The 25,167-nt window shown below is 57.0% G+C and carries 23 protein-coding genes; 12 read left to right on the plus strand and 11 right to left on the minus strand.

Features of this window, described 5'->3' with window-relative positions; genetic code table 11:
- The first annotated feature begins 120 nt into the window (after nt 1-120).
- Nucleotides 121-1,350 (plus strand): sodium/glutamate symporter, encoded by a 1,230-nt coding sequence (gene gltS, locus Q9R35_RS12010; RefSeq protein WP_063691517.1) that lies wholly within the window; start codon nt 121-123, stop codon nt 1,348-1,350.
- Nucleotides 1,351-1,566: 216 nt separating this feature from the next.
- Nucleotides 1,567-2,370: an SUMF1/EgtB/PvdO family nonheme iron enzyme gene (locus Q9R35_RS12015; RefSeq protein WP_063691514.1), complete on the plus strand. Its 804-nt coding sequence runs from the start codon at nt 1,567-1,569 to the stop codon at nt 2,368-2,370.
- On the opposite strand, the gene Q9R35_RS12020 is transcribed toward Q9R35_RS12015, so the two are convergent.
- A complete protein-coding gene (locus Q9R35_RS12020; RefSeq protein WP_311219912.1) occupies nt 2,367-3,077 on the minus strand; it encodes a Crp/Fnr family transcriptional regulator in 711 nt (236 codons plus the stop codon). The two genes, Q9R35_RS12015 and Q9R35_RS12020, sit on opposite strands and share 4 nt — an antisense overlap.
- Nucleotides 3,070-4,611: a nitric oxide reductase transcriptional regulator NorR gene (gene norR / locus Q9R35_RS12025; protein WP_042486538.1), complete on the minus strand. Its 1,542-nt coding sequence runs from the start codon at nt 4,609-4,611 to the stop codon at nt 3,070-3,072. The genes Q9R35_RS12020 and norR overlap by 8 nt, the downstream gene beginning before the upstream one ends.
- A 306-nt stretch (nt 4,612-4,917) precedes the next feature.
- On the opposite strand from norR, the gene Q9R35_RS12030 reads away from it, so the two are divergent.
- The 3 genes from Q9R35_RS12030 to Q9R35_RS12040 all read left to right on the plus strand — a co-directional run bounded on the left by Q9R35_RS12030 (nt 4,918) and on the right by Q9R35_RS12040 (nt 9,077).
- On the plus strand, nt 4,918-7,197 hold the full coding sequence (locus Q9R35_RS12030; protein ID WP_042486535.1) for a nitric-oxide reductase large subunit: 2,280 nt from the start codon (nt 4,918-4,920) through the stop codon (nt 7,195-7,197).
- 207 nt (nt 7,198-7,404) lie between these two features.
- On the plus strand, nt 7,405-8,550 hold the full coding sequence (gene nirK, locus Q9R35_RS12035; RefSeq protein ID WP_143243661.1) for a copper-containing nitrite reductase: 1,146 nt from the start codon (nt 7,405-7,407) through the stop codon (nt 8,548-8,550).
- Nucleotides 8,551-8,747: 197 nt separating this feature from the next.
- Complete coding sequence (locus tag Q9R35_RS12040; RefSeq protein WP_045929624.1) at nt 8,748-9,077, plus strand: cytochrome c5 family protein; 330 nt, start codon at nt 8,748-8,750, stop codon at nt 9,075-9,077.
- A 24-nt stretch (nt 9,078-9,101) separates the two neighbouring features.
- Here the strand turns inward: Q9R35_RS12040 and Q9R35_RS12045 are convergent, their stop codons facing one another.
- From Q9R35_RS12045 to Q9R35_RS12055, 3 genes are all read right to left on the minus strand, one after another.
- Nucleotides 9,102-9,896 carry an exodeoxyribonuclease III gene (locus tag Q9R35_RS12045; protein WP_311219913.1) on the minus strand — a complete coding sequence of 265 codons (795 nt, stop codon included), beginning with the start codon at nt 9,894-9,896 and terminating at the stop codon, nt 9,102-9,104.
- A 72-nt stretch (nt 9,897-9,968) separates the two neighbouring features.
- Nucleotides 9,969-10,778 (minus strand): class III extradiol ring-cleavage dioxygenase, encoded by an 810-nt coding sequence (locus Q9R35_RS12050; protein ID WP_063691507.1) that lies wholly within the window; start codon nt 10,776-10,778, stop codon nt 9,969-9,971.
- A gap of 56 nt (nt 10,779-10,834) precedes the next feature.
- Complete coding sequence (locus tag Q9R35_RS12055; RefSeq protein ID WP_042486521.1) at nt 10,835-11,236, minus strand: DoxX family protein; 402 nt, start codon at nt 11,234-11,236, stop codon at nt 10,835-10,837.
- A gap of 220 nt (nt 11,237-11,456) precedes the next feature.
- Between Q9R35_RS12055 and Q9R35_RS12060 the strand changes: the two genes are divergently transcribed.
- Together Q9R35_RS12060 and pyrE are read left to right on the plus strand one after the other, a co-directional pair.
- The gene (locus Q9R35_RS12060) at nt 11,457-12,347 is read left to right on the plus strand and encodes a LysR family transcriptional regulator (RefSeq protein ID WP_311219914.1); all 891 of its coding nucleotides are present in this window, start codon (nt 11,457-11,459) and stop codon (nt 12,345-12,347) included.
- Between the two features lie 53 nt (nt 12,348-12,400).
- Entirely contained in the window at nt 12,401-13,075 is a 675-nt protein-coding gene (gene pyrE, locus Q9R35_RS12065; RefSeq protein ID WP_026484434.1) for an orotate phosphoribosyltransferase, read from the plus strand.
- Between the two features lie 91 nt (nt 13,076-13,166).
- Here pyrE and gatB read toward each other — a convergent pair whose 3' ends face one another.
- The 3 genes from gatB to gatC are packed head-to-tail and all read right to left on the minus strand — an operon-like array spanning nt 13,167 to nt 16,462.
- Nucleotides 13,167-14,624 carry an Asp-tRNA(Asn)/Glu-tRNA(Gln) amidotransferase subunit GatB gene (gene gatB / locus Q9R35_RS12070; RefSeq protein WP_063691504.1) on the minus strand — a complete coding sequence of 486 codons (1,458 nt, stop codon included), beginning with the start codon at nt 14,622-14,624 and terminating at the stop codon, nt 13,167-13,169.
- Entirely contained in the window at nt 14,624-16,144 is a 1,521-nt protein-coding gene (gene gatA, locus Q9R35_RS12075; RefSeq protein WP_063691502.1) for an Asp-tRNA(Asn)/Glu-tRNA(Gln) amidotransferase subunit GatA, read from the minus strand. The genes gatB and gatA overlap by 1 nt, the downstream gene beginning before the upstream one ends.
- 9 nt (nt 16,145-16,153) lie before the next feature.
- Nucleotides 16,154-16,462, minus strand: a complete 309-nt coding sequence (gatC, locus tag Q9R35_RS12080; RefSeq protein ID WP_003801948.1) for an Asp-tRNA(Asn)/Glu-tRNA(Gln) amidotransferase subunit GatC — start codon at nt 16,460-16,462, stop codon at nt 16,154-16,156.
- A gap of 271 nt (nt 16,463-16,733) precedes the next feature.
- On the opposite strand from gatC, the gene Q9R35_RS12085 reads away from it, so the two are divergent.
- From Q9R35_RS12085 to rodA, 5 genes are all read left to right on the plus strand, one after another.
- Nucleotides 16,734-17,777 (plus strand): rod shape-determining protein, encoded by a 1,044-nt coding sequence (locus tag Q9R35_RS12085; protein WP_003801946.1) that lies wholly within the window; start codon nt 16,734-16,736, stop codon nt 17,775-17,777.
- 61 nt (nt 17,778-17,838) lie between these two features.
- Nucleotides 17,839-18,720 (plus strand): rod shape-determining protein MreC, encoded by an 882-nt coding sequence (mreC, locus tag Q9R35_RS12090; protein ID WP_009460381.1) that lies wholly within the window; start codon nt 17,839-17,841, stop codon nt 18,718-18,720.
- Nucleotides 18,704-19,285 (plus strand): rod shape-determining protein MreD, encoded by a 582-nt coding sequence (gene mreD, locus Q9R35_RS12095; RefSeq protein WP_081045474.1) that lies wholly within the window; start codon nt 18,704-18,706, stop codon nt 19,283-19,285. The genes mreC and mreD overlap by 17 nt, the downstream gene beginning before the upstream one ends.
- Before the next feature lie 14 nt (nt 19,286-19,299).
- Nucleotides 19,300-21,159 (plus strand): penicillin-binding protein 2, encoded by a 1,860-nt coding sequence (gene mrdA / locus Q9R35_RS12100; protein WP_042486512.1) that lies wholly within the window; start codon nt 19,300-19,302, stop codon nt 21,157-21,159.
- Nucleotides 21,156-22,298, plus strand: coding sequence for a rod shape-determining protein RodA (gene rodA, locus Q9R35_RS12105; RefSeq protein WP_042486509.1), 1,143 nt, complete (start codon nt 21,156-21,158; stop codon nt 22,296-22,298). The genes mrdA and rodA overlap by 4 nt, the downstream gene beginning before the upstream one ends.
- Nucleotides 22,299-22,333: 35 nt before the next feature.
- On the opposite strand, the gene mutY is transcribed toward rodA, so the two are convergent.
- Genes mutY through Q9R35_RS12120 form a run of 3 tightly spaced genes read right to left on the minus strand, consistent with a single transcriptional unit; the run spans nt 22,334 to nt 25,001 of the window.
- Nucleotides 22,334-23,425 (minus strand): A/G-specific adenine glycosylase, encoded by a 1,092-nt coding sequence (gene mutY / locus Q9R35_RS12110; protein ID WP_311219915.1) that lies wholly within the window; start codon nt 23,423-23,425, stop codon nt 22,334-22,336.
- Nucleotides 23,425-24,333: an ABC transporter permease gene (locus Q9R35_RS12115; RefSeq protein ID WP_042486508.1), complete on the minus strand. Its 909-nt coding sequence runs from the start codon at nt 24,331-24,333 to the stop codon at nt 23,425-23,427. Before Q9R35_RS12115 ends, mutY begins: the two co-directional genes overlap by 1 nt.
- Nucleotides 24,330-25,001, minus strand: a complete 672-nt coding sequence (locus Q9R35_RS12120; protein WP_009460544.1) for a cell division ATP-binding protein FtsE — start codon at nt 24,999-25,001, stop codon at nt 24,330-24,332. The genes Q9R35_RS12115 and Q9R35_RS12120 overlap by 4 nt, the downstream gene beginning before the upstream one ends.
- Nucleotides 25,002-25,167 lie beyond the last annotated feature (166 nt).

The raw sequence follows: 25,167 nt of genomic DNA on the forward strand, positions 1-25,167 counted from the left end.
CTTTATCCCACAAGGACGAAGTAGCGACGATAAACATGCCTATTTGAACAAATTGGTTTGAAGCCTCTGTCAGACACACAGGTGCAGGCCCCTTATCCCAAAGATGTAAGGAACGGATAGATGAACATTCAGCTCGATATCGCGCAAACGGTAGGTTTGGCGGCTGTCTTTCTCGTGCTGGGAGAATATATAAAGAATCGCGTTGCTGTATTGGCCCGCTATTTCATTCCCAGCCCCATTATTGGCGGTTTGATCTTTGCCTTGATTGCTTTGGTAGGACATCAGACCGGCACGTTCAACTTTTCGTTCAACGACGATATACGCAATTTCTTGCTGATGGCCTTTTTCACAACCATCGGTTTTTCAGCCAGCTTCGAGCTGCTGAAAAAGGGCGGTCTGGCGGTGGCTCTGTTTCTGGGCTGTGCGGTTGTCCTGATTATTTTGCAAAACGTGATGGGCGTGACCTTGGCGACCCTGATGGACGCCAATCCCTTGCTGGGTCTGGCCGCCGGTTCGATCTCCATGACGGGGGGCCACGGTACCTCTGCTGCCTTCGGTCCGATGCTGGAAAATGCCGGTGCTGTGGGAGCTTTGCCTGCTGCCATTGCTGCTTCGACATGGGGACTGGTGATGGGTTGCGTCATCGGCGGGCCCTTGGGCAAGCGCCTGATGAAAAAATACAATATCGACGGCCCTGCTCCACACCGTCGTCATCGTCGTCAGCACGAAGGTGCAGATGAGCCTCATGCGGTGGAAACCACGGTCAAGGAAACCGTTCAGGTTGATGATGGCGGCTTTGAAATGCCGGTATACGCCGTAGTGCTGCTGTCCATCGCGATTGGTGTGGGCAGTGTCATCATTGAATGGCTGGGCGAGCGTGGCATTGTCTTGCCCGCTTACCTGGGCTCCATGCTGGTGGCGGCCGTCATCCGTAACGTGATCGACTGGCGTCGTTACCGTTTGCCGGAAAAAGAGTTTGAAATCATCGGCAATGTGTCTCTGGCTTTCTTCCTGGTCATGGCACTGATGGTAATGAAGTTGTGGGAGCTGGCTCAAGTGGCAGGTCCGCTGTTGGTGATCCTGATTGCCCAGACTGTCATGATGTTCTTCTTTGCCCGCTACGTGACTTTCAAGGTCATGGGCAAGGATTACGATGCCGTGGTGATGTCGGCTGGTCATTGTGGTTTTGGCATGGGCGCAACGCCTAACGCCATGGCCAATATGCAGGCTTTTACAGAGGACAACGGACCTTCGCGCAAAGCCTTCTTTGTGATTCCTCTAGTAGGCTCCTTGTTCATTGACTTCTTCAATGCCGTGATTATTACGGGCTTTGTGAATTTTCTGACCTAAACCTGCGTAGACGGGCGCATCAACCTGTCTTGTTGCGCGTTCCTGAAAGCCCCTTGGGTCGATATTTGGTCCAAGGGGCTTTTGTTTGCCTGGGCGGTTGAACTGTGAATCTTGGACGGCTTCTATTTTTTAGTCCTTAAGGACTCTGTTTGCCTTGGCGCAAGGACGGTTTGCGGCAGCTGGGCTTCAATTGTGTTTGTCTCTAGGGAGTGCACAATGCGAAGCCATGTAGTGGGATCCTTGCTGTTAGTGGCCATATTGGCCGGATGTTCGGCTGGCGAGTCCAGCAATCCGTCCGCTTTGCCCGAGCTGGTGGAAGTGGCCGGCCCGGCGCGTGAGGTCATGCAGGCGGGTGAGTATCTGTTGGATGGCCGTCTGATCGCCTCCGATACCGTGATGTACGCGCCTGTTCCCACCTTGAAAGCCATGAAGTATCAGGTCAGCCAGTTCGAGTACGACCAATGTGTTCGTGCGGAACGCTGCAAGGCCGCTGACGCGGTGGGCCAAGGACAGGCCAAGAATTTGCCGGTGGTGGGTGTCAGCTGGCAGGACGGGCAGGATTATGCAGCTTGGCTAAGCGAGCGCACGGGCAAGAAATTCCGTCTGCCGGATTACCTGGAGTGGAGCTATTTCGCAGACCAGAAAGTGCCTGAGTCGGCGCAAGGCGGGCTGGATGAAAACGAGCAGGCTGCCCTGTGGCTGCAGGAGTATCAGGACAGCTACAAGCGCAAGCAGGAACAGGAGGTTCCTCTGGCACCGTTGGGGCAGGGCGTTGCCAATGCTTATGGGGTGTTTGATGCGGGTGGGCAGGTGGCCGAGTGGACCAATACCTGTCACGTACGGGTACACCGTATCAGCATGCCGCGCGCGGAGTCGCGTCTGGAAAACTGTGGTGTACGCACCTTGGGGGGCGAGCACATTGCAGTGATGCCTGACTTTATCCGCGACCCTAAAACCGGAGCGTGTTCGGTTGGCGTGCCCCCGCGTTACCTGGGGCTGCGCCTGGTCACCGAAGACTAAGCGCTCGCTTCGCCTCGTTCCAGCACGGTTCGTGCAAATTTATCCAGGTCCGCAATCGTGATTTGTTTGCGGCCTGCCAGGATCAAGCCCTGATGATCCCAACTGCTGACTACGCGGCTGGCCGTATACAAAGTGGTTCCGGCCAGATCCGCCAGATCTTGCCGGGTCACCGGAATACTTAAGGACGTCCCTTCCGTGCCGCTTTGGCCCACCTGGCGAATCAAGCGCAGCAGGCTGTGAGCCAGCCGCTGCTCGACTTCCAGACTGTGAATTTCCAGCAAGCGATCATCGGCATCGCTAAGACGTCGGGCGACCGTGTCTTGTGCGGCGCTGAGCAGGCACGGAAAGCGTTGGGTCAGGCTTTCCCAGGACTTTTCTGGCCAGGCCAGTGCAGCGCTGGTAGTGACGCTGATCGCGGTAGCCGGGTAATTGCGACGGCGCAAGGCAGGGGCAATGCCGATCACATCGCCGGGCAAGGCAAAACGTACCAGCAGTTGTGAGCCATTGGGCATGGTGCGCACGACCTTGATCAGACCCTGCAGCAGGACAAAAAAATGGTCGCTGCTCTGTTCCTGACGGAAAACCTGGCTGTCTTTGTCGTAGTGGATCAGGCGTCCCTCTTGCCATAGTTCGTTGATGCTGGCTGAGTCCAGCTGGGAGAAAACGGGCAGGCTGGCTAACAAGGAGGGGTAGGATATGTCAGTCATCACTTAAGCTTTCTGAGCGGGTTTTAAGCCCTAGTTTGCTGGCCAGCTTGTGCAGATTGCTGGGGTCCATGCCTAGCTGTCGGGCAGCCTGGCTCCAGTTACGGTCTGTCTCTTCCAGAGCCTGTCGTATCAGCTGGCTTTGCAACTGTTCAACGGACTGACGCAAGGATTGGCGGGGTGCGCCAATTTCCATACTGGTCGCTGCGACAGGTTGCTGGGTAGAAGGTAACAAATTGAGATTATCGGCGCTAAGCGTAAATATTTGGTTACGGTCTGGCGTATCGACCAGCAGGCGGATGGTCGCCCGGCTGATTAAATGTTCCAATTCGCGAACATTACCTGGCCAATGATAAGCCAGTAAAGCGGCTTCTGCGTCGGGCGACAAGCGAATTCCGCGCAATCCCAAGCGAGAACGGTTGGTTTCCAGAAAGTGGCCTGCCAGCAGCAAGATGTCTTGATGGCGCTCGCGCAGTGCAGGGATGGTGAGTGGAAAAACCGACAGGCGGTGAAACAGGTCAGCGCGGAAACCGCCTTGGGCTATCTGCTGGCTCAGATCACGGTTGGTGGCTGCCACCAACCGTACATTCAGCTTGATGGGATGGTCCGCCCCCAAGCGCTGAATCTCGCCATTTTGCAAGGTACGCAGCAGCTTGGCCTGAATCGTCAAAGACAGCTCACCGATTTCATCCAGAAACAGGGTACCGCCCTGGGCGGCTTCAAAGCGCCCGGCCCGGTTCTCATGCGCGCCGGAAAAAGCCCCCTTTACGTGCCCGAACAATTCGCTTTCTGCCAGAGACTCGGGCAGGGCGGCACAGTTCACGTAGATCAAGGGCCGGCTGTGGCGTGGAGAGCGTTGATGCAGGCGTTGTGCAAACAGTTCCTTACCCACACCTGTTTCGCCCAGCAACAACACGGGCAGCTCGGAGGTCGCTACCGTATCCAGCAACTGAATCACTTCCAGCAAGGGTTTGCTGTTGCCAATAATGGCAGCCGAGTTGCTGCGCGATAAATAGTCGGGTGGCAAGGTGGAGAGCAGGCGCAGGCTGCGGTTTTCTTCCTCCAGTTCGCTGATGCGGATTGCACTTTCCAGCACCAGACACCAGTGCTTCAACTCCACCAGTGTGGAGGCGGAAAAAGTGCCGGGCCGCAAGGCATCCAGCGTCAGGATGCCCCAAGGCGTGCCCTGCACTTGCAAGGTAATTCCCACGCAGTCGTGCACGGGCAAGGGTTGCCCCAGCTTGTCATCAAGCAGGCCATCGTAAGGGTCCGGCAAGCCGCAGTTGGGCTCAAAGCGGGTCAGGTTGGGCGTGCTCAGAATTCGAGCCAGACGGGGATGATCCGCAATCACAAAATGGCGTCCCAGTGTGTCATGGCCCAGGCCGCTGGCCGCCACAATGCGCAGCACCGTGTCGTCCAGCTTCAGCAAACCGGCCGCATCACAGCCAAAGTGCCGCGCCAGCAGATGCACCATGCGCTGCAGGCGTAGTGGCCCCGGAATCTCGGTGGCAAGGTCGGCAATCAAAAGATCTAGCATGGGTGAAAAATACCCTTATGGTGAAAATTACCCAGTTTTGTCGAGGTAGTTTATACCCATGCTGGCGGCAAACCTTTGATCTATATCGTCCAGGACTTGGCACGGTCTTTGCTTTAGATGTCTTGTCATACATTTTTAAGGACTATGACATGACCCCCGACTTAGCAGAACATCGCTACAAGGCGTGTACTTCGGTCCGTCCCCCGTTCCGGGGCCGTACCCAAACAGGTTTTGGCCAGGTAACTGGGTCCTGCCAGGACCTGTTTGGATTGGGTCGTTTGATTCATCAGCGAGACGGAGAAGAAAATGCGTAGCTATAAAAAACTATGGTGGTCCCTGGTGGCAGTCACCATGGTGACCTTTGCCATCCTGGGATGGACAGGCGTGGAGGTGTATCGTCAGGCACCCCCTATGCCCGTCAAGGTAGTCACACCGGATGGCCGTGAATTTACCTCACAGGAACAGATACATCGTGGCCAGTCCGCCTGGCAAAGTACCGGCGGCATGCAGCTGGGTTCGATCTGGGGGCATGGGGCCTACCAGGCTCCGGACTGGAGCGCCGACTGGTTGCACCGCGAGGCTCTGGCCTGGCTGGATCTGGCTGCCCAGCAAACCTACTCGCTGAACTACGATCAGCTGACAACCAGTCAGCAGGCCACTTTGCGGCAGGAACTGCAGGACGAGTACCGTCCCAACCGCATTGATGAAGCGACGGGCGTATTGCAGATCAGCGAGCGCCGCGCCAAGGCCATCGATACCACCGCCCAGTATTACATCGACCTGTTTGGCGACGCGCCCGAGCTGAAGTCCAGCCGCGAAAGCTTCGCCATGAAGGACAACACCTTGCCAGAGCTGCAGCGTCGTCAGGACATGACCCGCTTTTTCTTCTGGCTGTCCTGGGCCACGGTAACCGAGCGTCCCGGCACTACTGTCAGCTATACCAACAACTGGCCACACGAGCCCCTGGTGGATAACCATCCATCCACGGCCAATATCGTCTGGTCCATCGTCAGTATCGTGCTCTTGCTGGCCGGTATTGGCCTGCTGGTCTGGATCTGGGCCTTTACGCACAAAGAAGAGGAAGCGCCTGTTGCCCCGGCTACCGACCCGGTTCTGGCTTTCCGCCTGACACCTTCGCAGCGTGCCCTGAAAAAATATGCCTTCCTGACGGTTGCCCTGTTTGTCATCCAGGTTTTCTTGGGCGGCTTTACCGCGCACTACACGGTTGAAGGCCAGATGTTCTATGGCATAGACGTGTCGCAGTGGTTCCCTTACTCGCTGACCCGTACCTGGCATATTCAGGCGGCTCTCTTGTGGATTGCCAGTGGTTTCCTGACCGCCGGCTTGTTCCTGGTGCCATTGATTAACGGGGGTGAAGATCCCAAGTTCCAGCGTCTGGGTGTGGATGTCCTGTTCGGTGCTCTGGTTGTGCTCTTTATTGGTTCTTTTGCCGGTAACTTCCTGGCCATCAAGAACATCTTGCCACCCGAGCTGAACTTCTGGTTCGGTCACCAGGGCTATGAGTACCTGGATCTGGGCCGTTTCTGGCAGATCATCAAGTTTGTTGGCCTGGCATTCTGGCTGTTGCTGATGCTGCGTGGCATGTGGCCTGCTCTGCGTCGTGACAAGGGCGACAACCACCTGCTGGTTTTGTTGACCATCTCGACCGTGGCCATTGGCCTGTTCTACGGTACCGGCTTGTTCTACGGCGAACACACCAATATCACCATCATGGAGTACTGGCGCTGGTGGGTGGTTCACCTGTGGGTTGAGGGCTTCTTCGAGGTCTTTGCCACGGTCGCCATGGGCTTTATCTTCCTGACCTTGGGTCTGGTTTCCAAGCGTAGTGCCACCATTGCTGGTCTGGCTGCCGCCTCGCTGTTCCTGGTTGGCGGTGTGCCTGGTACCTTGCATCACCTGTACTTCTCGGGCACGACCACACCGATCATGGCCATTGGCGCTTCCTTCAGTGCCTTGGAAGTGGTGCCCTTGATCATGCTGGGTTACGAAGCCTTCCATAACTGGAAGATGCAGAAACAAGCCAGCTGGATGAGCGATCTGCGTTGGCCTGTCATGTTCTTCGTGGCCGTGGCTTTCTGGAACATGCTCGGCGCCGGTGTGTTTGGTTTCCTGATCAATCCACCTATCTCGCTGTACTACATCCAGGGCTTGAACACCACGCCACTGCATGCACACGCAGCCTTGTTCGGTGTATATGGCTTCCTGTCTCTGGGCTTTGTCTTGCTGGTGGTGCGTTATATCTCGCCCGAAGTTCGCTACAACGACCGCTTGATGAGCTGGGGTTTCTGGACGCTGAACCTGGGTCTGGTTCTGATGATGTTCGTCAGCCTGCTGCCAGCCGGGATTATTCAGGCCTGGGCCAGCATCTCGGAAGGCATGTGGTATGCACGCAGCGAAGAGTTCATGCAGCAGCCTATTCTGCAATCCCTGCGCTGGTGGCGTACCTTGGGTGACGTTGTGTTCATTGCCGGTGCCCTGCTCGTATTCCAGCAAGTTCTGGTACGTATCATGGCTGGCCGTCGTGGTGCCGCAGCGCATGCTGCAGGTGCAGTAAAAGCATCCTGATCCCTTGTCAGGACGGTCTCTTTGCTTCTGTGAGATTCCGTCTATGAAAAAAACCGCCTTCGGGCGGTTTTTTTTGTTGCTTCTACGAGATGCTTGCGCTGCAGCAAAGAGTGCGAAGTCTGATTGCGGTCCAATACATTCAGTAACTGTTAGATCTGAAAAACATTTAATCAGCAGGCATCACGCCTGGATCAAACCGGAGGTAGTATGGAACGTCGTCATTTCTTGAAAAGTGCTGGCCTAGGTGTCGCCGCAGGAACGACTTTGCTGGCGGCTCAAGTACAAGCCCGCGAGACGGCTGCACCAAAAAAGAACGCGCCCTGGCTGGCCGCGCGTACAGAAGCCCAGATCGCCAAGCTGGAGCGGGTCAAGGTGGATCTGGTTGCGCCTCCTATGGTCCACAAGCACGAGCAGAAAGTGGGTCCCGAGCCTCGCGTGGTGGAATTCCGCATGAGCATCGTGGAAAAAGAGATCGTGGTCGACCGTGACGGCACAACCATGCACGCCATGATGTTTGACGGCTCCATGCCCGGCCCCACCATGGTTGTGCATGAAGGCGACTATCTGGAGCTGACCCTGGTCAACCCGGCCAGCAACACCATGCCGCACAACGTCGACTTTCACGCCTCGACCGGCGCGCTGGGCGGTGCCAAGCTGACCAACGTCAACCCTGGTGAGCAAGCCACACTGCGCTTCAAGGCCGACCGTACTGGTACCTTCATTTACCACTGCGCACCTGAAGGTTCGGTAGCCTGGCACGTGGTTCAGGGCATGCACGGTACCGTCATGGTGCTGCCACGCGACGGCCTGAAGGATTCGGCTGGCAACTCGTTGCATTACGACCGTGTCTACACCATTGGTGAATTTGACCTCTACATTCCTCGTGATGAAAAGGGCAATTTCAAGAAGTATGGCTCGTCGGCTGAAAGCTACGGCGACACCCTGGAAGCCATGCGTGGTCTGATCCCCAGCCACGTGGTGTTCAACGGCAAGGTCGGTGCCTTGATGGGCGATGGTGCCATGAAGGCCAATGTGGGTGAAACCGTGCTGTTCATTCACTCGCAGGCCAACCGCGACACCCGTCCTCACCTGATTGGTGGCCACGGTGACTGGGTTTGGGAACTGGGCAAGTTTGATGACCCACCTGCCAAGAACCTGGAGACCTGGTTCATTCGCGGTGGTTCGGCCGGTGTGGCGCTCTACACCTTCAAGCAGCCTGGTGTGTATGCCTATGTGAACCACAACCTGATCGAAGCCATGGAACTGGGCGCTGCAGGTCACGTCCTGGTCGAAGGCGAATGGAACGATGACTTGATGAAACAAGTCAGCCCTCCCGGCCCGATCAAGGCTTAAGGCAGGAGCTAGCCCCGGTAGGCGGAATTGAGGAACAGGTGTACGAATCAATTCCGCCCGGGCTTTCAGGCAGTACTCGGATAGTAATTAGTCAGTGAACAAGCAGGGGGCGCGGATTCTGAAAACCAGGCCTCTTGTTCAGAAAACGAAGTATCAGCCGGGCATGCGTACATGCCGACTGTTTAAAGGGTAAAACCATGAGAACCTATCGCCCCGCCACCATGATGTCATCCGCAATGGCCGCTTTGCTCTTGTTGGCTGCTGTGCCTGCAGCACATGCCGATTCCGAAGAAGCTCTGAAGCTGTACAAATCTTCGTGTATGGTCTGTCACGCATCCGGTATGGCAAATGCTCCCCGTCTGGGCGACAAGGCTCGTTGGGCACCCTTGATTGCTCAAGGCGAGGATGCCTTGATGGAAGTAGTCATCAATGGCAAGGGCGCCATGCCACCGCGTGGCGCTGCGCCCAAAGCCACTGATGAACAATTGCGCAGCGTGGTGCGCTACATGGTTGAGAAGGGCAGCTAAGGCGCTGACCCGCTCGGGCTGGACTTACAAGTTCCAGTCGTAATCAACCGTCAAAGGCGCGTGGTCGCTGAAACGCTCTTCTTTATAGACCGTGGCACTACGCGCTTTGGCAGCAATACCTGGGGTGGCAATTTGATAATCAATGCGCCACCCCACATTTTTGGCCCACGCCTGGCCGCGGTTGCTCCACCAGGTGTAGCACTCTTCGGTGGTATCGGGATGCAGGCTGCGATACACATCTACCCAGGACAGCTCGCCCAGCACTTTAGTCATCCAGGCGCGTTCTTCTGGCAGAAAACCGCTGTTTTTCAGATTGCCTTTCCAGTTTTTCAAATCGGCTTCGTGGTGCGCAATATTCCAGTCACCACAAATAATGAACTCGCGGCCCGTATCACGGTGCTCTTGCATCAAGCCATTAATCCACTGCTCAAAATGATCCAGAAAACGGTACTTGGCCGTTTGGCGCTCGTCGCCTGACGAGCCCGAGGGCAGGTAGGCGCTGATAACGCTAAGGTCGTTCCAGTCGGCGCGGATAATGCGGCCTTCGGCATCGAATTCTTCACAGGCCATGCCTTTGGCCACACTTTCTGCCTTGTGGTTCAAGTACAGGCCGACGCCGCTATAGCCTTTTTTCTGAGCATGGTGAAAATGCCCGTGATACTGACCGGGATTGGTCAGGTCAGGGGTCAGATCAGGCTCGCTGATCTTGATTTCCTGCATGCAGACAATATGAGGTTTCTGGGCTTCCAGCCAGGCGGGCAGGCCTTTACGAAAAGCAGCCCGAATACCGTTGACGTTTAACGAGGTGACGCGTAACACGTGGCAATTCTCCTTATAGCGTCAGCACTGTAACCCGTAATCTGCTTCGATGTCAGTGGCCGTCAGAGCTTGTTACGTGGCAGGGCCAAAACGGTAGCTGGACACGGTCAAGCCACCAAAGGCCTGGGTTTCATGGTGAAAGCGATGCGCCGCATCTCCACGCGCAGCACCAGCGGCAACCATGGCAGGGACCAGGTGATCCTCGCGGGGATGGGCAATACGTGCTGCCGGTGCCTGTTCCCAATTCATCAGGGCCTGACGACGTGCGGCAGGATCCTCCAGGCTCAGGCTTTGATGCAGCCAGGCATCAAACTGGGCAGAGGGCTCCACACCGCCGGGGCCCATATTGCGCAGGTTGTGATAGCTCAGGCCGCTGCCAATAATCAGTACGTCCTCATCCCGCAACGGTGCCAGCGCTTCACCCATGGCGTAGTGCAGGGCCGGGTCGTAATTGGCGTGTATGGACAACTGCACCATAGGGACTTTGGCTTGCGGGTAAATCACATAAGCCGGGACGAAGGCACCGTGGTCAAAGCCCCGCTGCGAATCCAGATGGGTGGGCAGGCCAGCGGCTTCCAGCAAATTACAGACCTGTTGAGCCAGGGCAGGATCGCCGGGTGCGGGGTAATGAATCTCGTAGGTATGGGACGGAAAACCGTAGTAGTCGTACACCATACTGGGTTGCGCAGCGGCTGCGACCAGCAAATTGGCCTGTTGAGCTTCCCAGTGAGCGGAGACCATCAAGATCGCTTTGGGCGTGCGGCCCAATTGGCGTGGAATATCCTGCAAGGCAGCACGCAGCGGGGCGTACATGGTTTGCGCTTCAGGCATCCAGGGCCAGGGTCCGCCACCATGCGAGATGAAGTAGGTGGGCATTGTCATGATGATCTCCTGCCCCTGCCCTGATAGGGGCAGGGGATAAGGGGTTGGTTAAGGCGTCAGGCTTTGCCGCGGCCTGCGTCAATACTCCATGGGCCTGGGCCGGCAAAGGCCAGGTACAGGAAGGCAAAGCAGAACAGAACTGCCGCTTCACCACCATTGAGGATAGGGGTTGCGAAGGTGCTGCCGCTGGCGTGGCCAATAAAGTAGGCGAAAGCGCACAGGCCTGAAGCAATAAAGGCTGCAAAACGAGAGAACAAGCCAATTACCAGCAGGACACCCAGAATCAGTTCCAGAATGCCCGCAATACCGTAAATGGAGCCGATTTGCAGGTTGGCAAACATGTCTACTTTGGGGAAACCCAGGATCTTGGCAGTACCGTGTGTCAGCAGGAGATAGCCAGTAACGATGCGTAGCAGGCTAAGGATGCGAGGAGTCCAGCTAGAGGTAAGGGCGCTCATGTATTTTCCTTTGGAAAGTTGACAGTATCGGTAAAAGAAGCGGTTGGCCCGGTGTGGTGAAAGAAGCTCTGTGTCAGGCACGACGTGATATCGGCCTGGTGCTGGTCCCGCCCATTCAAGGTCCAGACGAGCACCGGGTTAGCGCTCTTTCAAGATTAATCAATTACTATCAGGAAATAAACAGGCCTATTTTCATTAGTTACTTTCTTATTAGGAAAGCATGGATACGATTCAGAGTTTGCGGGTGTTCCGGGAGATTGTGGCGGCAGGTAGTTTTGCAGCTGCTGCGCAACGTCTGGATATGTCAGCGCCTATGGTCAGCAAGCATCTGGCCAACCTGGAAAAACAGCTGGGCGCCCGCTTGCTCCATCGCAGCAGTCGTCGTTTGAGCCTGACGGAGTTGGGGCAAACCTACTTTGATTATTGCTTGCAGGCACTTGATACCCTGGAGCGCGGGCAGCAGGCTTTGTCGGGTTCTGAGCATCAGCCCCAAGGAGTATTGCGGGTGACAGCACCTGTATGGTTTGCAAACCGTAAAGTGGCGCAATTGTTGCAGGATTACCAAACGCGCTTCCCGGAAGTGACCCTGGACATGAGTCTGAGCAATCACAAAGTGGATTTGGTGGCGGAAGGTTTTGACTTGGCCTTGCGGGTGATGCGTGAGCCTGCGCCGCATCAGATTGCGCGTCTTATTTGCCCCATGCCGTTTCATCTGGTGGCTAGCCCGGAGTTTGTGGCCCGGCACGGCATGCCACGTAACTGCGCGGAGGTGATGCGCCTGCCCGCTATCAGCCCCAGCTATTTGCAGCAGCCCAGTTTCGAGTTTATAGGGCCGGATGGGCCGGAGTCCTTGCGTCTGAATCCATTCATGCGCTCGGACAATACAAATCTGACCTACTACAGCGCCCTGGGCGGAGCAGGGCTGGCCTATTTGCCCGAATGGCTGGTGATGGATGATCTGGACAGTGGACGACTGGTTCGCCTCTTGCCCGATTACACCGAAGAGCTGCAACAACTGCATGCCGTCTATGCCAGCCGTCGTTATTTGACACCTAAAGTGCGCAGTTTTATCGACTTCTTGCTAGAAGAACTGGCTGAACCTGCCAAGTGATGGCTCACAACACGCTAAAATGCCTTTCGTCTCTATCTTTTTCATACTCTGTCATGTCGGCTAATAACGATAATCGTCGCAATTTTGTGCGCTTTTCCCTGGAACAGGGAGTGCTGCGCTTTGGGGAATTCAAGGTCAAGTCCGGCCGTTTGAGCCCTTACTTCTTCAATGCCGGCCTGTTCAATACGGGACGTAGCGTGGGTCAACTGGCCCGTTTCTATGCCCAGGCTTTGCTGGATTCGGGCGTGTCTTTTGACATGCTGTTCGGCCCCGCCTACAAAGGCATTCCTCTGGCCGCCGCAACGTCGATTGCTCTGGCTGAACACCCGCAAATCGGTGATCGTGATGTGCCCTTTGCCTTCAACCGCAAAGAAGCCAAAGACCACGGCGAAGGCGGCACCCTGGTGGGTGCTCCCTTGCAAGGCAAGGTCGTGATTATTGATGACGTGATCACCGCGGGTACGTCCGTGCGTGAATCCATGCAGATCATCAAGGCCGCAGGTGCAGAACCTGCGGCGGTGTTGATTGCTCTGGATCGCATGGAGCGCGCCGGTAATGATCAGGAACTGTCTGCGCATTCTGCTGTGCAGGAAGTGGAACAGACTTACGGTATTCCTGTGATCAGCATTGCCTCGCTGGCGGACATCATGGCGGTGCTGGCGGACGATACGACCCTGGCGGCTCACGCTCCCCAGGTGAAAGCCTACCGCGATCGCTACGGCGTCTGATCTCCCGCGTTTGTTAAGCAGGATTCAGTAGTAAAAAAAACACCAGGTCTTGGCCTGGTGTTTTTGTATCCGCGGAGCGCAGCGTCCGGACTTAGGCGTCCAGCTTTTGCTTGAGCATTTCGTTGATCTGCTGCGGATTGGCCTTGCCCTTGGCAACCTTCATCACCTGGCCGACCAGAGCGTTGAAGGCTTTTGGCTTGCCGGCACGGTGCTGCTCAACGATGTTGGGGTTGGCGGCCAGCACTTCGTCCACCATGGCCTCAATGGCACCCACGTCGTTGATCTGCTTCAAGCCACGGGCGTCGATGATGGCATCCACATCGCCATTGAGCTCGCCGTCCCACTGCGCCGCGAACACGTCACGGGCAATCTTGTTGGAGATGGTACCGTCAGCAATACGGGCAATCAGCTGAGCCAATTGCGCGGGGCTGACTTTGGACTGCTCAATGCTCAGCTCTTCACGGTTCAAGGCAGCCGACAGTTCGCCCAGAATCCAGTTGGCGGCCAGTTTCGCGTTCGCCTTGGAGCCCGCTTGCAAGATGGCTTCGAAGAAGTCGGCCGTTGCACGGTCTACCGTCAGTTGCGAGGCGTCGTAACGGCTCAGTTCAAACTCTTGCTCGAAGCGAGCCAGTTTCTGGGCGGGCAGTTCAGGCATGTCCTGACGAACCTGCTCGATCCACTCTTCGCTGATAAACAGAGGTGGCAGATCAGGATCGGGGAAGTAGCGGTAATCGTGTGCATCTTCCTTGCTGCGCATGCTGCGGGTTTCGTCGCGGTCCGAGTCGTACAGGCGCGTTTCCTGAATGACTTTGCCACCGTCCTCGATCAGCTCGATCTGGCGGCGTGCTTCGTATTGAATGGCACGTTCCAGGAAGCGGAAGGAGTTGATGTTCTTCAGTTCGCAGCGAGTGCCAAATTCTTTCTGGCCTTTAGGGCGTACCGATACGTTGGCATCCACGCGGAAAGAGCCTTCCTGCATATTGCCGTCGCAAATGCCCAGCCAGACTACCAGGCTATGCAGGGCGCGTGCATAGCCCACGGCTTCAGCAGCCGAACGCATTTCAGGTTCGGATACGATTTCCAGCAGCGGAGTGCCCGCGCGGTTCAAGTCGATCCCGGTGCTGGACTCGCCGTAAGGACCACGGAAGTTTTCGTGCAGGGATTTACCGGCATCTTCTTCCAGGTGGGCGCGTGTCAGATTGATGGTTTTTTCTTCACCGTCCAGCATGAAGCTGACTGTGCCGCCGCTGACAACGGGAATTTCCATCTGGCTGATCTGGTAGTTCTTGGGCAGATCCGGGTAGAAGTAGTTTTTGCGCTCGAACACGGAGCGCGGCGCAATGTGGCCACCGACGGCCAGACCCAGGCGAATTGCCCGTTCGGCAGCGCCACGGTTAAAGACGGGCAGCGCGCCGGGCAAGGCCATATCGACTTCGTTGGCTTGCGTGTTGGGCAAGGCGCCAAAGCGGGTGCTGCTGCTGGAGAAGATTTTGGATTCGGTCGAGAGCTGGGTATGGGTTTCCAGCCCGATCACAATTTCCCATTCCATTATTGTTGTCCTGGTTGACGTTGATGCCAGTCGGTGACTTGCTGGAAGCGGTCGGCAAAGGCCAGCAATTGGCCTTCACGGAAGTAGTTGCCAATGATTTGCAGGCCAATGGGCAAGGGGCGCTCATCCTTGCTGAAGCCGCAAGGAATGGACATCGCGGGCAGGCCGGCCAGGCTCACGCCCAGGGTGTAGACATCACCCAGCCAGTCTGTGGTGGGATCCTCGATGTTGGCCCCCAGCTTGCGGCCCAGGGCCGGTGTGACGGGGCCCAGGATCAGGTCGCACTGTTCAAAGACTTTCTGGAAGTCGTCCACAATCATGCGGCGCACGCGTTGGGCTTGCAGGTAGTAGGCGTCGTAGTAGCCGTGCGAGAGCACGTAGGTGCCGACCAGGATGCGGCGCACCACTTCAGGGCCGAAGCCTTCCGAGCGCGAGCGCGAGATCATGCTGTTCAGGTCGGTGTACTGGCTGGCGCGGTGGCCAAAGCGTACGCCGTCAAAACGCGACAGGTTGGTCGAGGCCTCGGCAGGGCTGATGACGTAATAAGTAGGGACAGACAATTCCGTCAGGGGCAGTTGCACGGTGACGCGTTCTGCACCCAGGCTTTCGTAGGTTTTCAGTGCAGCTTCGATGGCGTCGGCAACGACCGGGTCCAGGCCGGGGCCAAAGAACTGGGCGGGTACACCAATACGCAAGCCTTTCAGGGGCTGGCTGCCTTGGGCTTCTTGCTGCGCCTGTTGCTGTTCAAATTGCTGGCGAATGCGTGCGCCGTTATTGGGCTGGTCGTCGCAGAATTCCAGGCTGGTGGCATCTTGCGGGTCGAAACCACACATGGCTTCCAGCAGATCGAGCAAATCGCGGGCATTGCGGGCGATAGGACCGGCCTGATCCAGGCTGGAGCCGTAGGCAATGATCCCGAAGCGGGAAATTGTGCCGTAGGTGGGCTTGATGCCGCTGACGCCACACAGGGCGGCAGGCTGGCGAATCGAACCGCCGGTATCGGTTGCGGTTGCACCGGCGACCAGGCCAGCGGCCACAACAGCGGCGGAACCACCCGAGGAGCCACCGGGCACCATGGAGTGATCCCAGGGGTTGCGTACGGGGCCAAACACGGAGCTCTCGTTGCGCGAGCCCATGGCGAACTCGTCACAGTTCAGTTTGCCCAGCGAGACAGCACCGGCTGCCTGCAGCTTGGTCACAACCGTGGCGTCAAAGGGGCTGACGTAGCCTTCCAGCATTTTGCTGCAGGCGGTGGTCTGCCAATCCTTGGTGACAAACAAATCTTTGTGGGCGATGGGGATGCCGGTCAGTGGGCCGGCCTTGCCTTGAGCAATCAGGGCATCGGCGGCATCGGCCTGGGCCAGGGTCAGGGCAGCGTCCTGCTGCACAAAGGCATTGAGCTCTTTTTGGCGGGCGCTGCTGTCCAGAGCTTGCTGGGCCAGCTCGCGGGCACTGACGGTTTTGTTTTGCAGGGCTAGTCGCAGCGCTGCAATAGTCGCGAATTCAGGGGTAAAAGACATGGTTTTGCTTTATTCGATGACCGTGGGCACCAGAAACAGGCCATCCTGCTCGGCGGGGGCGTTGCGCATCATGGCCTGACGGCTTTCTACCGTTCCGGAAGGCAGGGCCTTGTCCTCGCGCAGACGCAGACTGATCTGCTGGCGGGCGGACAAAGGATGGGCCATGGGTTCAACGCCTTGAGTATCAACGGTTTGCAAGGTCTGGATCAGGCCCAGGATGCGCGTCAAATCGTGCTCGACCTGGGAGGCTTGTTCAGCAGAAAGATCAAGGCGCGCCAGTTGCGCTATACGGGCAACATCCTGTTCAGTGATAGACATGTGGGTGGGTACTGGAAAATGAGTAATAAAAAAAAGCGGAAATCCGTCAGTTAGGGACAGTTTGGCACTTTTACAGCAAATGCGGGGGTTACAGAACTTAACTGACCATTAAAACAGTCCTAATGTAGAGCAATTATAAGTTATCATTGACCGTTTCCTTCCCAGGTATTTTTGAATTCGTTGCCTGGTTCTTGTGCCTGTCGTTTTACGCTTGAGTTCCGCGCCGAATTTACCTGCCTTTTCCCCCAAACACTTTACACTTTGCGCGCCCATGTTCGGATTCCTACGCAGTTACTTTTCCAGCGATATGGCAATCGACCTCGGTACGGCCAATACCCTTATCTATGTACGCGGCAAGGGTATCGTACTGGATGAACCGTCCGTTGTAGCCATCCGCCATGAAGGCGGACCTAATGGTAAAAAAATCATTCAGGCCGTTGGGCAGGAGGCCAAGCAAATGCTGGGTCGGGTGCCTGGCAATATTGAAGCCATCCGGCCCATGAAGGATGGTGTGATCGCGGACTTTACTGTTACCGAGCAAATGCTCAAGCAGTTCATTCGCATGGTTCACCCCCGCAGCATGTTTGCCCCCAGCCCCCGTATTATCGTGTGTGTGCCTTGTGGCTCCACTCAGGTAGAACGTCGCGCCATCAAAGAATCCGCATTGGGCGCTGGTGCCAGCAAGGTCTACCTGATTGAAGAGCCCATGGCAGCAGCAATCGGCGCCGGCCTGGCCGTGTCCGATGCCAGTGGTTCCATGGTGGTGGATATTGGCGGCGGCACTACTGAAGTGGCCGTGATTTCCCTGGGCGGTATGGTCTATAAAGGTTCGGTTCGCGTCGGTGGCGACAAGTTTGACGAAGCCATTATTAATTACATCCGCCGCAATTACGGAATGCTCATTGGGGAACCGACGGCTGAATTGATCAAAAAAGAGATCGGTTCTGCATTCCCCGGTACTGAAATTCGTGAAATTGAAGTCAAGGGTCGCAATTTGTCCGAAGGGGTGCCCCGCAGTTTCACCGTGTCGTCCAACGAGATTCTGGAATCGCTTACCGATCCCTTGAATCAAATCGTCTCTGCGGTTAAAACCGCTCTGGAACAAACTCCTCCTGAACTGGGTGCGGACATCACTGACAAGGGCATCGTCCTGACCGGTGGTGGTGCTCTGGTTCATGACCTGGACCGTCTGCTGCAAGAAGAGACCGGCTTGCCCGTTGTGGTGGCCGAAGATCCTCTGACCTGCGTGGTACGGGGATGCGGCGAGGCTCTGGAACACCTGGAGCGTCTGGAGTCCGTATTCATTTACGATTGATCTTTGCTTGGCTTTCACGGCAATGTCTGCCTGTGGGGGCAAGCGATCGAGTGCTTGATTAATGCGAGAACAAGGCTCCATCCGGCTATTTAGGCGCGGCTCATCAGCTGAGCTGCGTTTGGCCGCTCTTTTGGTGCTGGCAGTGGGCTTGTTGATCACTGATGCTCGTTATGCGGTGCTCGAACCGGTGCGCCAGGCTGTTGCCACCGTCCTGTATCCCTTTCAGCGTGTCATGCTGGCCCCTCGCGATCTGGTCACCTACTTCAGCAGCTGGACCGACGCGGCCTCCACCGCCCGCTCCGAAAAAGAAGCCTTGCAACGCCAGCGTATCGAGCTGGCTCAGCTCTCTACCCATGCAGCCCAGCTTTCTGCTGAAAACGAACAGTTGCGTCGCTTGCTGCAAGTGGCTGATACCGTCACCCAACCCTCTGTGGCCGTGGAGGTTCTGTACGAACCGCCCAATGGCTATGCCCGTCACCTGATCTTCAATAAAGGCTCGGCCAGTGGCATTCGCCCCGGCATGCCTGTCATTGACGAGGGCGGGGTGGTGGGACAGGTGGTGCGTGTCACGCGCTTTACCTCGGAAGCCGCGCTGATTACTGACGACAAGGTCTCGGTACCGGTGCAGGTGCTGCGCAATGGCCTGCGTCTGATTGCCTTTGGTGGCAACCCCGGTGGCAAGGTGGAAGTACGTTTTCTGACGGCTGACGTTGATCTGGAGCCGAACGATACCTTGATTACCAGCGGTATCGGTGGCCTGTTTCCTGCCGGCCTGCCAGTGGGTATGGTCAGCAGTATCGAGCGTGATGACGCTTCCGGTTTCGCCCTGGCCTTGGTGACGCCCCTGTCACACCCGGAGCGTTACCGCCATTTTCTGATTTTGCTGGTGCCCGAGAGCGAGCGCCCTCTTGAACAGGACGATGCCAATGATGCGACGCGCTGAGTCCTCGGACACCTCTGGCCGTAAAACCCGGTCCTCATCCTTGAGTAGCTTGCAGCCTATTGATAGCAGCCCGTTTTCGCGCGCCTCCAGTCCCTGGCTGATATGGGGCTCGATTCTGCTGATGTGGCTGGGGTCCATGCTGCCCTGGCGCCTGCTGCCTTTCGCGCCGGACCTGTTGATGCTGGTGCTGGGTTTTTGGGCCGTTCATGAACCGCGTCGTGTGCCCATGTCCCTGGCCTTTGTGCTGGGCATTCTGGTGGATGTGCATGACGGTAGCCTCCTGGGCGAGCACGCCCTGGCGTATGTGCTGGTCGTGTATGGCGCCTTGCTCTTGCGCAAGCGCATCTTGAACTTTGGCATGTGGACCCACTTGCTGCATATGGCTGTCGTCATGCTGCTGGCCCAGTTGATCGTGCAGGTCTTGCACGCCTGGCTGGTGGGCGAGTGGTCTGGCTGGGAGTGGGCGGGTGGCACCTTGCTGACCGCCGCCTTGTGGCCGCTGGCCGATAGCGTGCTGTTCTTGCCGCAGCGACGTCTGGACGAGTCCGACTCCGGTTCGTCCTGATTGGTAGGGCGGCCATGTTTGAATTCAAAAAAACCTCGCATCAGCTGCGCCAGCGCATTCTGTTTCGCGCCTTGGTAGCGGCCGTTCTGGCCTGCGTTCTGTTAGGGGTGCTGGGCGTGCGCTTGTGGTATTTGCAAGTGGTGCGCTACGAAGGCTTTGCCGCCCGAGCCGATCAGAACCGTATTGCCGTCATCCCGATTACCCCTCGTCGAGGCGAGATTCTGGATCGCAATGGCGAGGTACTGGCCCGTAATTACCGGGACTACACCTTGTCGGCCGTACCCGCCAGTTTGGGCGAGCCAGTAGACGATATGCTGGATCGAGTGGGTGAGCTGGTGGAGCTAAGTCCACGTGATCGTCGTCGATTCAAGCAGAACGTCGCGCAAAATAGCCGATATTCCGAAATACTGCTGCGTAATAATCTGAGCGATGATGAGGCAGCCTGGTTCTCCGCTCATGCTTTCAAGTTTCCTGGTGTGACCCTGCAAGCCCGTTGGGTACGCGAGTATCCGCAAGGTGAAGCGGCGGCGCACGTACTGGGTTATGTGGGGCGTATTTCCGAGGGCGATCAGCAGCGTCTGGAAGAAACCGGGCAAACCGGCAATTACCGGGGCACGCAGGTCATCGGCAAGAAAGGGATCGAGAAAACCTGGGAAAAAACCTTGCACGGACGCACCGGCATTGAGGAAGTGGAAGTAGCCGCTTCGGGCCGGCCGGTACGGACCTTGAGCCGTGTTGATCCTGTACCTGGTGCCAGCCTGCGCTTGTCGCTGGATATTGGCCTGCAGAAAATGGCGGAGGCCCTGTTCACCGGGCGACGTGGTGCGCTGGTGGCCATTGAGCCCAGCACCGGCGAAGTTCTGGCATTTGTATCAGCCCCATCTTTTGACCCGAACCTGTTTATCGATGGTATTGACGTAGAAAACTGGCGCAAGCTGAACGACTCACCGGATCATCCACTGATTAACCGTCCGCTGTACGGCACCTATCCCATCGGTTCGACCTATAAGCCTTTTGTGGCTTTGGCCGCTCTGGAAACCGGCAAGCGCAAGGCAACGGATCGTATTTCCGACCCCGGTTATTTTGAGTTTGGTGGCCAGCGTTTCCGTAACGCGGGTGGCGCGGTCTACGGCTCTACCGACATGCATCGTGCCTTGGTGGTTTCTTCGGATACCTATTTCTATTCCTTGGGCCCGGAAATCGGCGTTGATAATCTGCACGACTTCATGAAGCAGTTTGGCTTTGGCCAGCGGACGGGTATTGACCTGGATGGCGAGCGCCAAGGCATTTTGCCTTCTACTGAGTGGAAACGACAGGCCTACCGAAAACCGGCCCAACAGCGCTGGTATGCCGGGGAAAGTATCTCGGTAGCGGTGGGGCAGGGCTATAACTCCTTTACCGTGCTGCAACTGGCGCATGCCACTGCCGTGCTGGCCAGCAATGGCATTGTGCGGCCTCCCCACCTGGTCACCCAGACGTTGAGCCCACATGACCCAGAGATTGAACAGCCTGTGCGTATTGATGCCAAGCTGATTCCTTTGAAGCAGGCTAATGTGGATGTGGTCAAACGCGCTCTGGTGGATGTGGTGCGTCTGGGTACGGCCCGCCGCGCCTTTGCGGGTGCGGCGTATCAGGCTGCGGGCAAGACAGGGACGGCACAGGTCTTTAGCTTGCGTGGCGCCAAGTACAACGCCAATGCTATTGACGAGCGTTTGCGCGACCACGCTTTGTTCATGTCCTATGCTCCGGCAGAGAATCCCAAAATCGCAGTGGCCTTGATTGTAGAAAATGCGGGTTGGGGTGGTTCGGTTGCGGCACCGATTGTGCGCAAGGTCTTTGATTATTGGCTGGTAGAACGAGGGCAGATGCAATGAAGCGACTTTTGCAACTGGGCCTGAGAGCCGTCACCGCCTTTGATTGGCCCTTGCTATTGTTGCTGGTCTTGATGGCCGCACTGGGTATGACCGTCATGCATTCGGCCGTGGGCGGTACGGACTGGCGTTTTGCAGACCAGGTTCGTAATTTCCTGCTGGCCTTTGGCGTGATGTGGGTGGCTGCCCTGATTCCTCCCACCATGTGGATGAAGCTGGCCCCAGTCGTTTATTCGGTTGGGGTGGTACTGCTTTTGGGGGTGGAGTTCTTTGGCGAGACCAGCAAGGGCGCAACGCGCTGGCTGGACCTGGGGGTGGCGCGTATTCAGCCTTCGGAAATGCTCAAGATTTCTGTGCCCTTGATGCTGGCCTGGTATTTCCACCGCTATCAGCGGCCCAAGATGAGCCTGCTGGACTTCATGGTGGCGGGTATCTTGCTGATGATTCCGTTCTTGCTGATCGTGCGTCAGCCGGACTTGGGTACGGCCTTGCTGGTGTTTGCGGCCGGTTTCTGCGTGATTTACTTTGCCGGTCTGTCCTTCAAGCTGATTGTGCCGATTGTGGTGGTGCTGGTGCTGGGTATCAGTGCCTTGCTCTACTACGAAGACTATATTTGCGTGCCTGACCTGGACTGGGTGGTGCTGCACGACTATCAGAAACATCGTGTCTGCACGCTGCTGAATCCGGGTAGTGATCGCCTGGGTAGAGGGTTCCATACCATCCAGTCCATGATTGCGATTGGCTCGGGTGGTGTTTACGGCAAGGGCTATATGATGGGCACCCAGTCCCATCTGGACTTTGTGCCCGAGCGTACAACCGACTTCATTTTTGCAGTGTTTGCCGAAGAGTTCGGCTTGTATGGCGGCATCATGCTGCTGGTGCTGTATGCCTTGCTGATTCTGCGCGGCTTGTCGATTGCCGCTGTGGCCCATACCCAGTTCAGCCGTCTGCTGGCCGGTTCCATGTCCATGATGCTGTTTGTCTACGTGTTCGTGAACATAGGCATGGTGACGGGGATTCTGCCCGTGGTGGGCGTGCCTTTGCCATTCCTGAGCTATGGCGGTACAGCCTTGATGACCTTGGGCGTGGCCTGCGGGATGCTGATGAGCATCAGCAACGACAAGCCAGCGCGGCCTGCATAGTGCCGCTCACCCCGGATATGCCGGGGTTCCTGGTGTCAACTCAGAAGTAATTGTTCACTCTCTTTGCTCTGGTACAAGCCCAGCAGCAGCTTGCGTATGGGCGCTGGCAAAGCGGTCTGTTCCAATGCGTCATGATCCTGCCATTGCTGGCCAGCCACCGGCTCGGCCAGCAAGGATTCGTCCACTTGCAGCAGCCAAGGTGTGATGTGCAGCTTGAAGTGCGAGAACACATGCTGGAAAGAGGCCAGCGCAATGGCCTCCTCGTCAGACCAATGCAGTGCCGCCGTTTGCAGGCTGATGGCATCGTCAAACTGGGGCAGAGTGAGCAGGCCACCCCAAATACCCTTGTCGGGCCGTTGCTCCAGCAGGACCTGACCATTCAGCTCCAGAATCAGCACATGCGCATAGCGTTCATCCTGGCGGATGCGCTCTTTGGGGCTGGGCAGTTCGGACTGGGCCTGGTGGGTGTGAGCATAGCAGTCGCTTTGCAGTGGACAGAGACTACAGGTGGGCTTGCTGCGCGTACAGCATTGCGAGCCCAAATCCATCAGCCCTTGGGTGTAGGCCGCCATATCCAGGCTGGCGGGAGCAAGCTCGACGACTTCATCGGCCTTGGCCCACAAGGTGTTTTCCACAGCCTTTTTTTGCGTGGGGCCATAAATTCCGAAATAGCGCGTGAACACACGTTTCACGTTGCCGTCCATGATGGGGCTGCGTTCGCCAAAACAGAAGGCGGCGATGGCACAGGCGGTAGAGCGGCCAATACCGGGTAAGGTCGCCAGGTCCGTGGCATTGTCTGGAAAACGGCCGTCCCATTTCTCCATGACCTCACGAGCACAGCGGTGCAGGTTACGGGCACGGGCGTAGTAGCCCAAACCGGCCCAATAGGGCATGACTTCATCTTGCTCGGCAGTGGCCAGAGCCTTGACGGTGGGGAAGCGTTCCAGAAAGCGCTCGTAATAACCCAGGACGGTGGCGACCTGGGTTTGCTGCAGCATGATTTCGGAGAGCCAGACGCGGTACGGGTCTTGCGTGTTCTGCCAGGGGAGGTGGTGGCGGCCGGAGGTTTTTTGCCAAGCCACCACTTTTTCGGCCAGATCTTGGGGACGGGGTTCAGGAAGTGACATCAATATTGGGTACTACGGGTAACAGACCAGCGAGCCGCCAGTGCGCCCAAAATGGCGACCAAAATAGCAGCTGTCAGCAAAAGAGAAAATTCCGGCAGCTGGAGCGTCAGCTGGACGCCATAGCTTTGGGCCAGACTGGATAAGGCCTTGTTCAGCGGGGTCAGTGCCAGCAAGGCCAGACCGCATGCCAGGACGCTGGCCGTCAGACCGGTGAGCGCACCCATATACAGGAAGGGGCGCCGTACAAAGGCCTCGGTTGCACCGACCAGACGAGCCACGGCAATTTCTTCGCGCTGGTTCAGGGCTTGCAGACGGACGGTATTGAACACGGTGGCAATCACCACTACGCCCACGCCCGCCATCAAAATCCATAGGCCAATGCGAATGAAGCTTAGAATTGCGGCCAGACGCTGCACCCATTCGCTATCCAGCAGCACGCTATCCACGCCTTCGCGGCCTTGCAGGGTCTCGGCCAGGGTGTCGGCACGCGTTACCAGATCCGGGGTTTCATGCAGGGTCAGCACAATGGCGTGTGGCAAGGGGTTGCTGGGCAACGCGCCCAAGGCATCTGTCCAGCTGGGGTTGCTCTGTAATTGCTTGAGCGCCTGTTCCTTGCTGACCAGCCTGATCTGGGCCAGTTCAGCTTGAAACTCTTTACCCACGGCCTGGCTGAAAGCCTGGGCCTGCTCCAAGGTGCTGTTTTGCTTCATGAATACTGTCATTTCGGGCGAGGTAGGGATCTCGCGCACGACAGGCTGAGCGGCCAGCAGGATACTGGCTCCCAGCACAGGCACGGCCAGGGTCAGGGCAATGACCAGCAGGTTGGACAGGGAGGAGAAAGGTTGCACTTTCAGGCGGCGCAAGGCCACCAGGAAAGCGTATTGATGATGACGCAGCCAGGTTCTCATGCCAGCACTCCGGGGTGATCGGAAAAACGGCCGTCCTGAATGAGCAGGGTGCGGCGCGCATAGCGTGCCATCAAATTCAGATCATGCGAAGCAATCAAGGTGGTGACACCCACCCGGTTAAAGTCCATCAATACATCCATGATGCGTTTGGCGTTATCGGCGTCCAAATTGGCTGTTGGTTCGTCGGCAATCAAAATAGCCGGGCGATTCACAATAGCGCGGGCAATCGCCAGCCGTTGCTGTTCACCGCCAGACATTTCCACGGGCTTTAAATCCTCTTTGCCGCGCAAGCCTACTTTTTCCATGGCGGCGCGAGCACGTGCCTGGGCGGTGCTGGGCTCCAGGCCCATGACTGCCAGGGGCAGGAGCACATTGGCCAGGGCGCTGCGGTCTTGCAGCAAGTGCGTATCTTGTAAAACCACGCCCACCGCGCGTCGCAGATAGGGGCGGGCGCGGGCCGGCAGCTTGTCCAGCCTGTGCCCATTGACCTGAACCGAGCCACGGCTAGGTAGCTCCAGGCCGCCGATCAGACGCAATAAAGTGGATTTACCTGCTCCAGAGGGGCCGGAAACAAAAATAAATTCGCCGTCATCAATGCGAAAATTAATGTCGGCTAGAATATTTTTACTGCGGCCATACGATTTAAAAACGTGTTGGAACTCGATCATCGCGACGCACAATTAAAGAGGAATCTGCTTGAAAAGCCCCTATGGAATGACCGACGGGGCTCGCATGAAAATGTCGGCGTAGGTAAAAGTATTAGTCAGATTGTTAGAGGGAAACCCCCGATTTGTGTTTGCACAGTCTGGCTCTACGATTGGACACCACAGCTTA

It is taken from the genome of Alcaligenes sp. AB3, from assembly GCF_031844565.1.
GTDB lineage: Bacteria > Pseudomonadota > Gammaproteobacteria > Burkholderiales > Burkholderiaceae_B > Alcaligenes > Alcaligenes faecalis.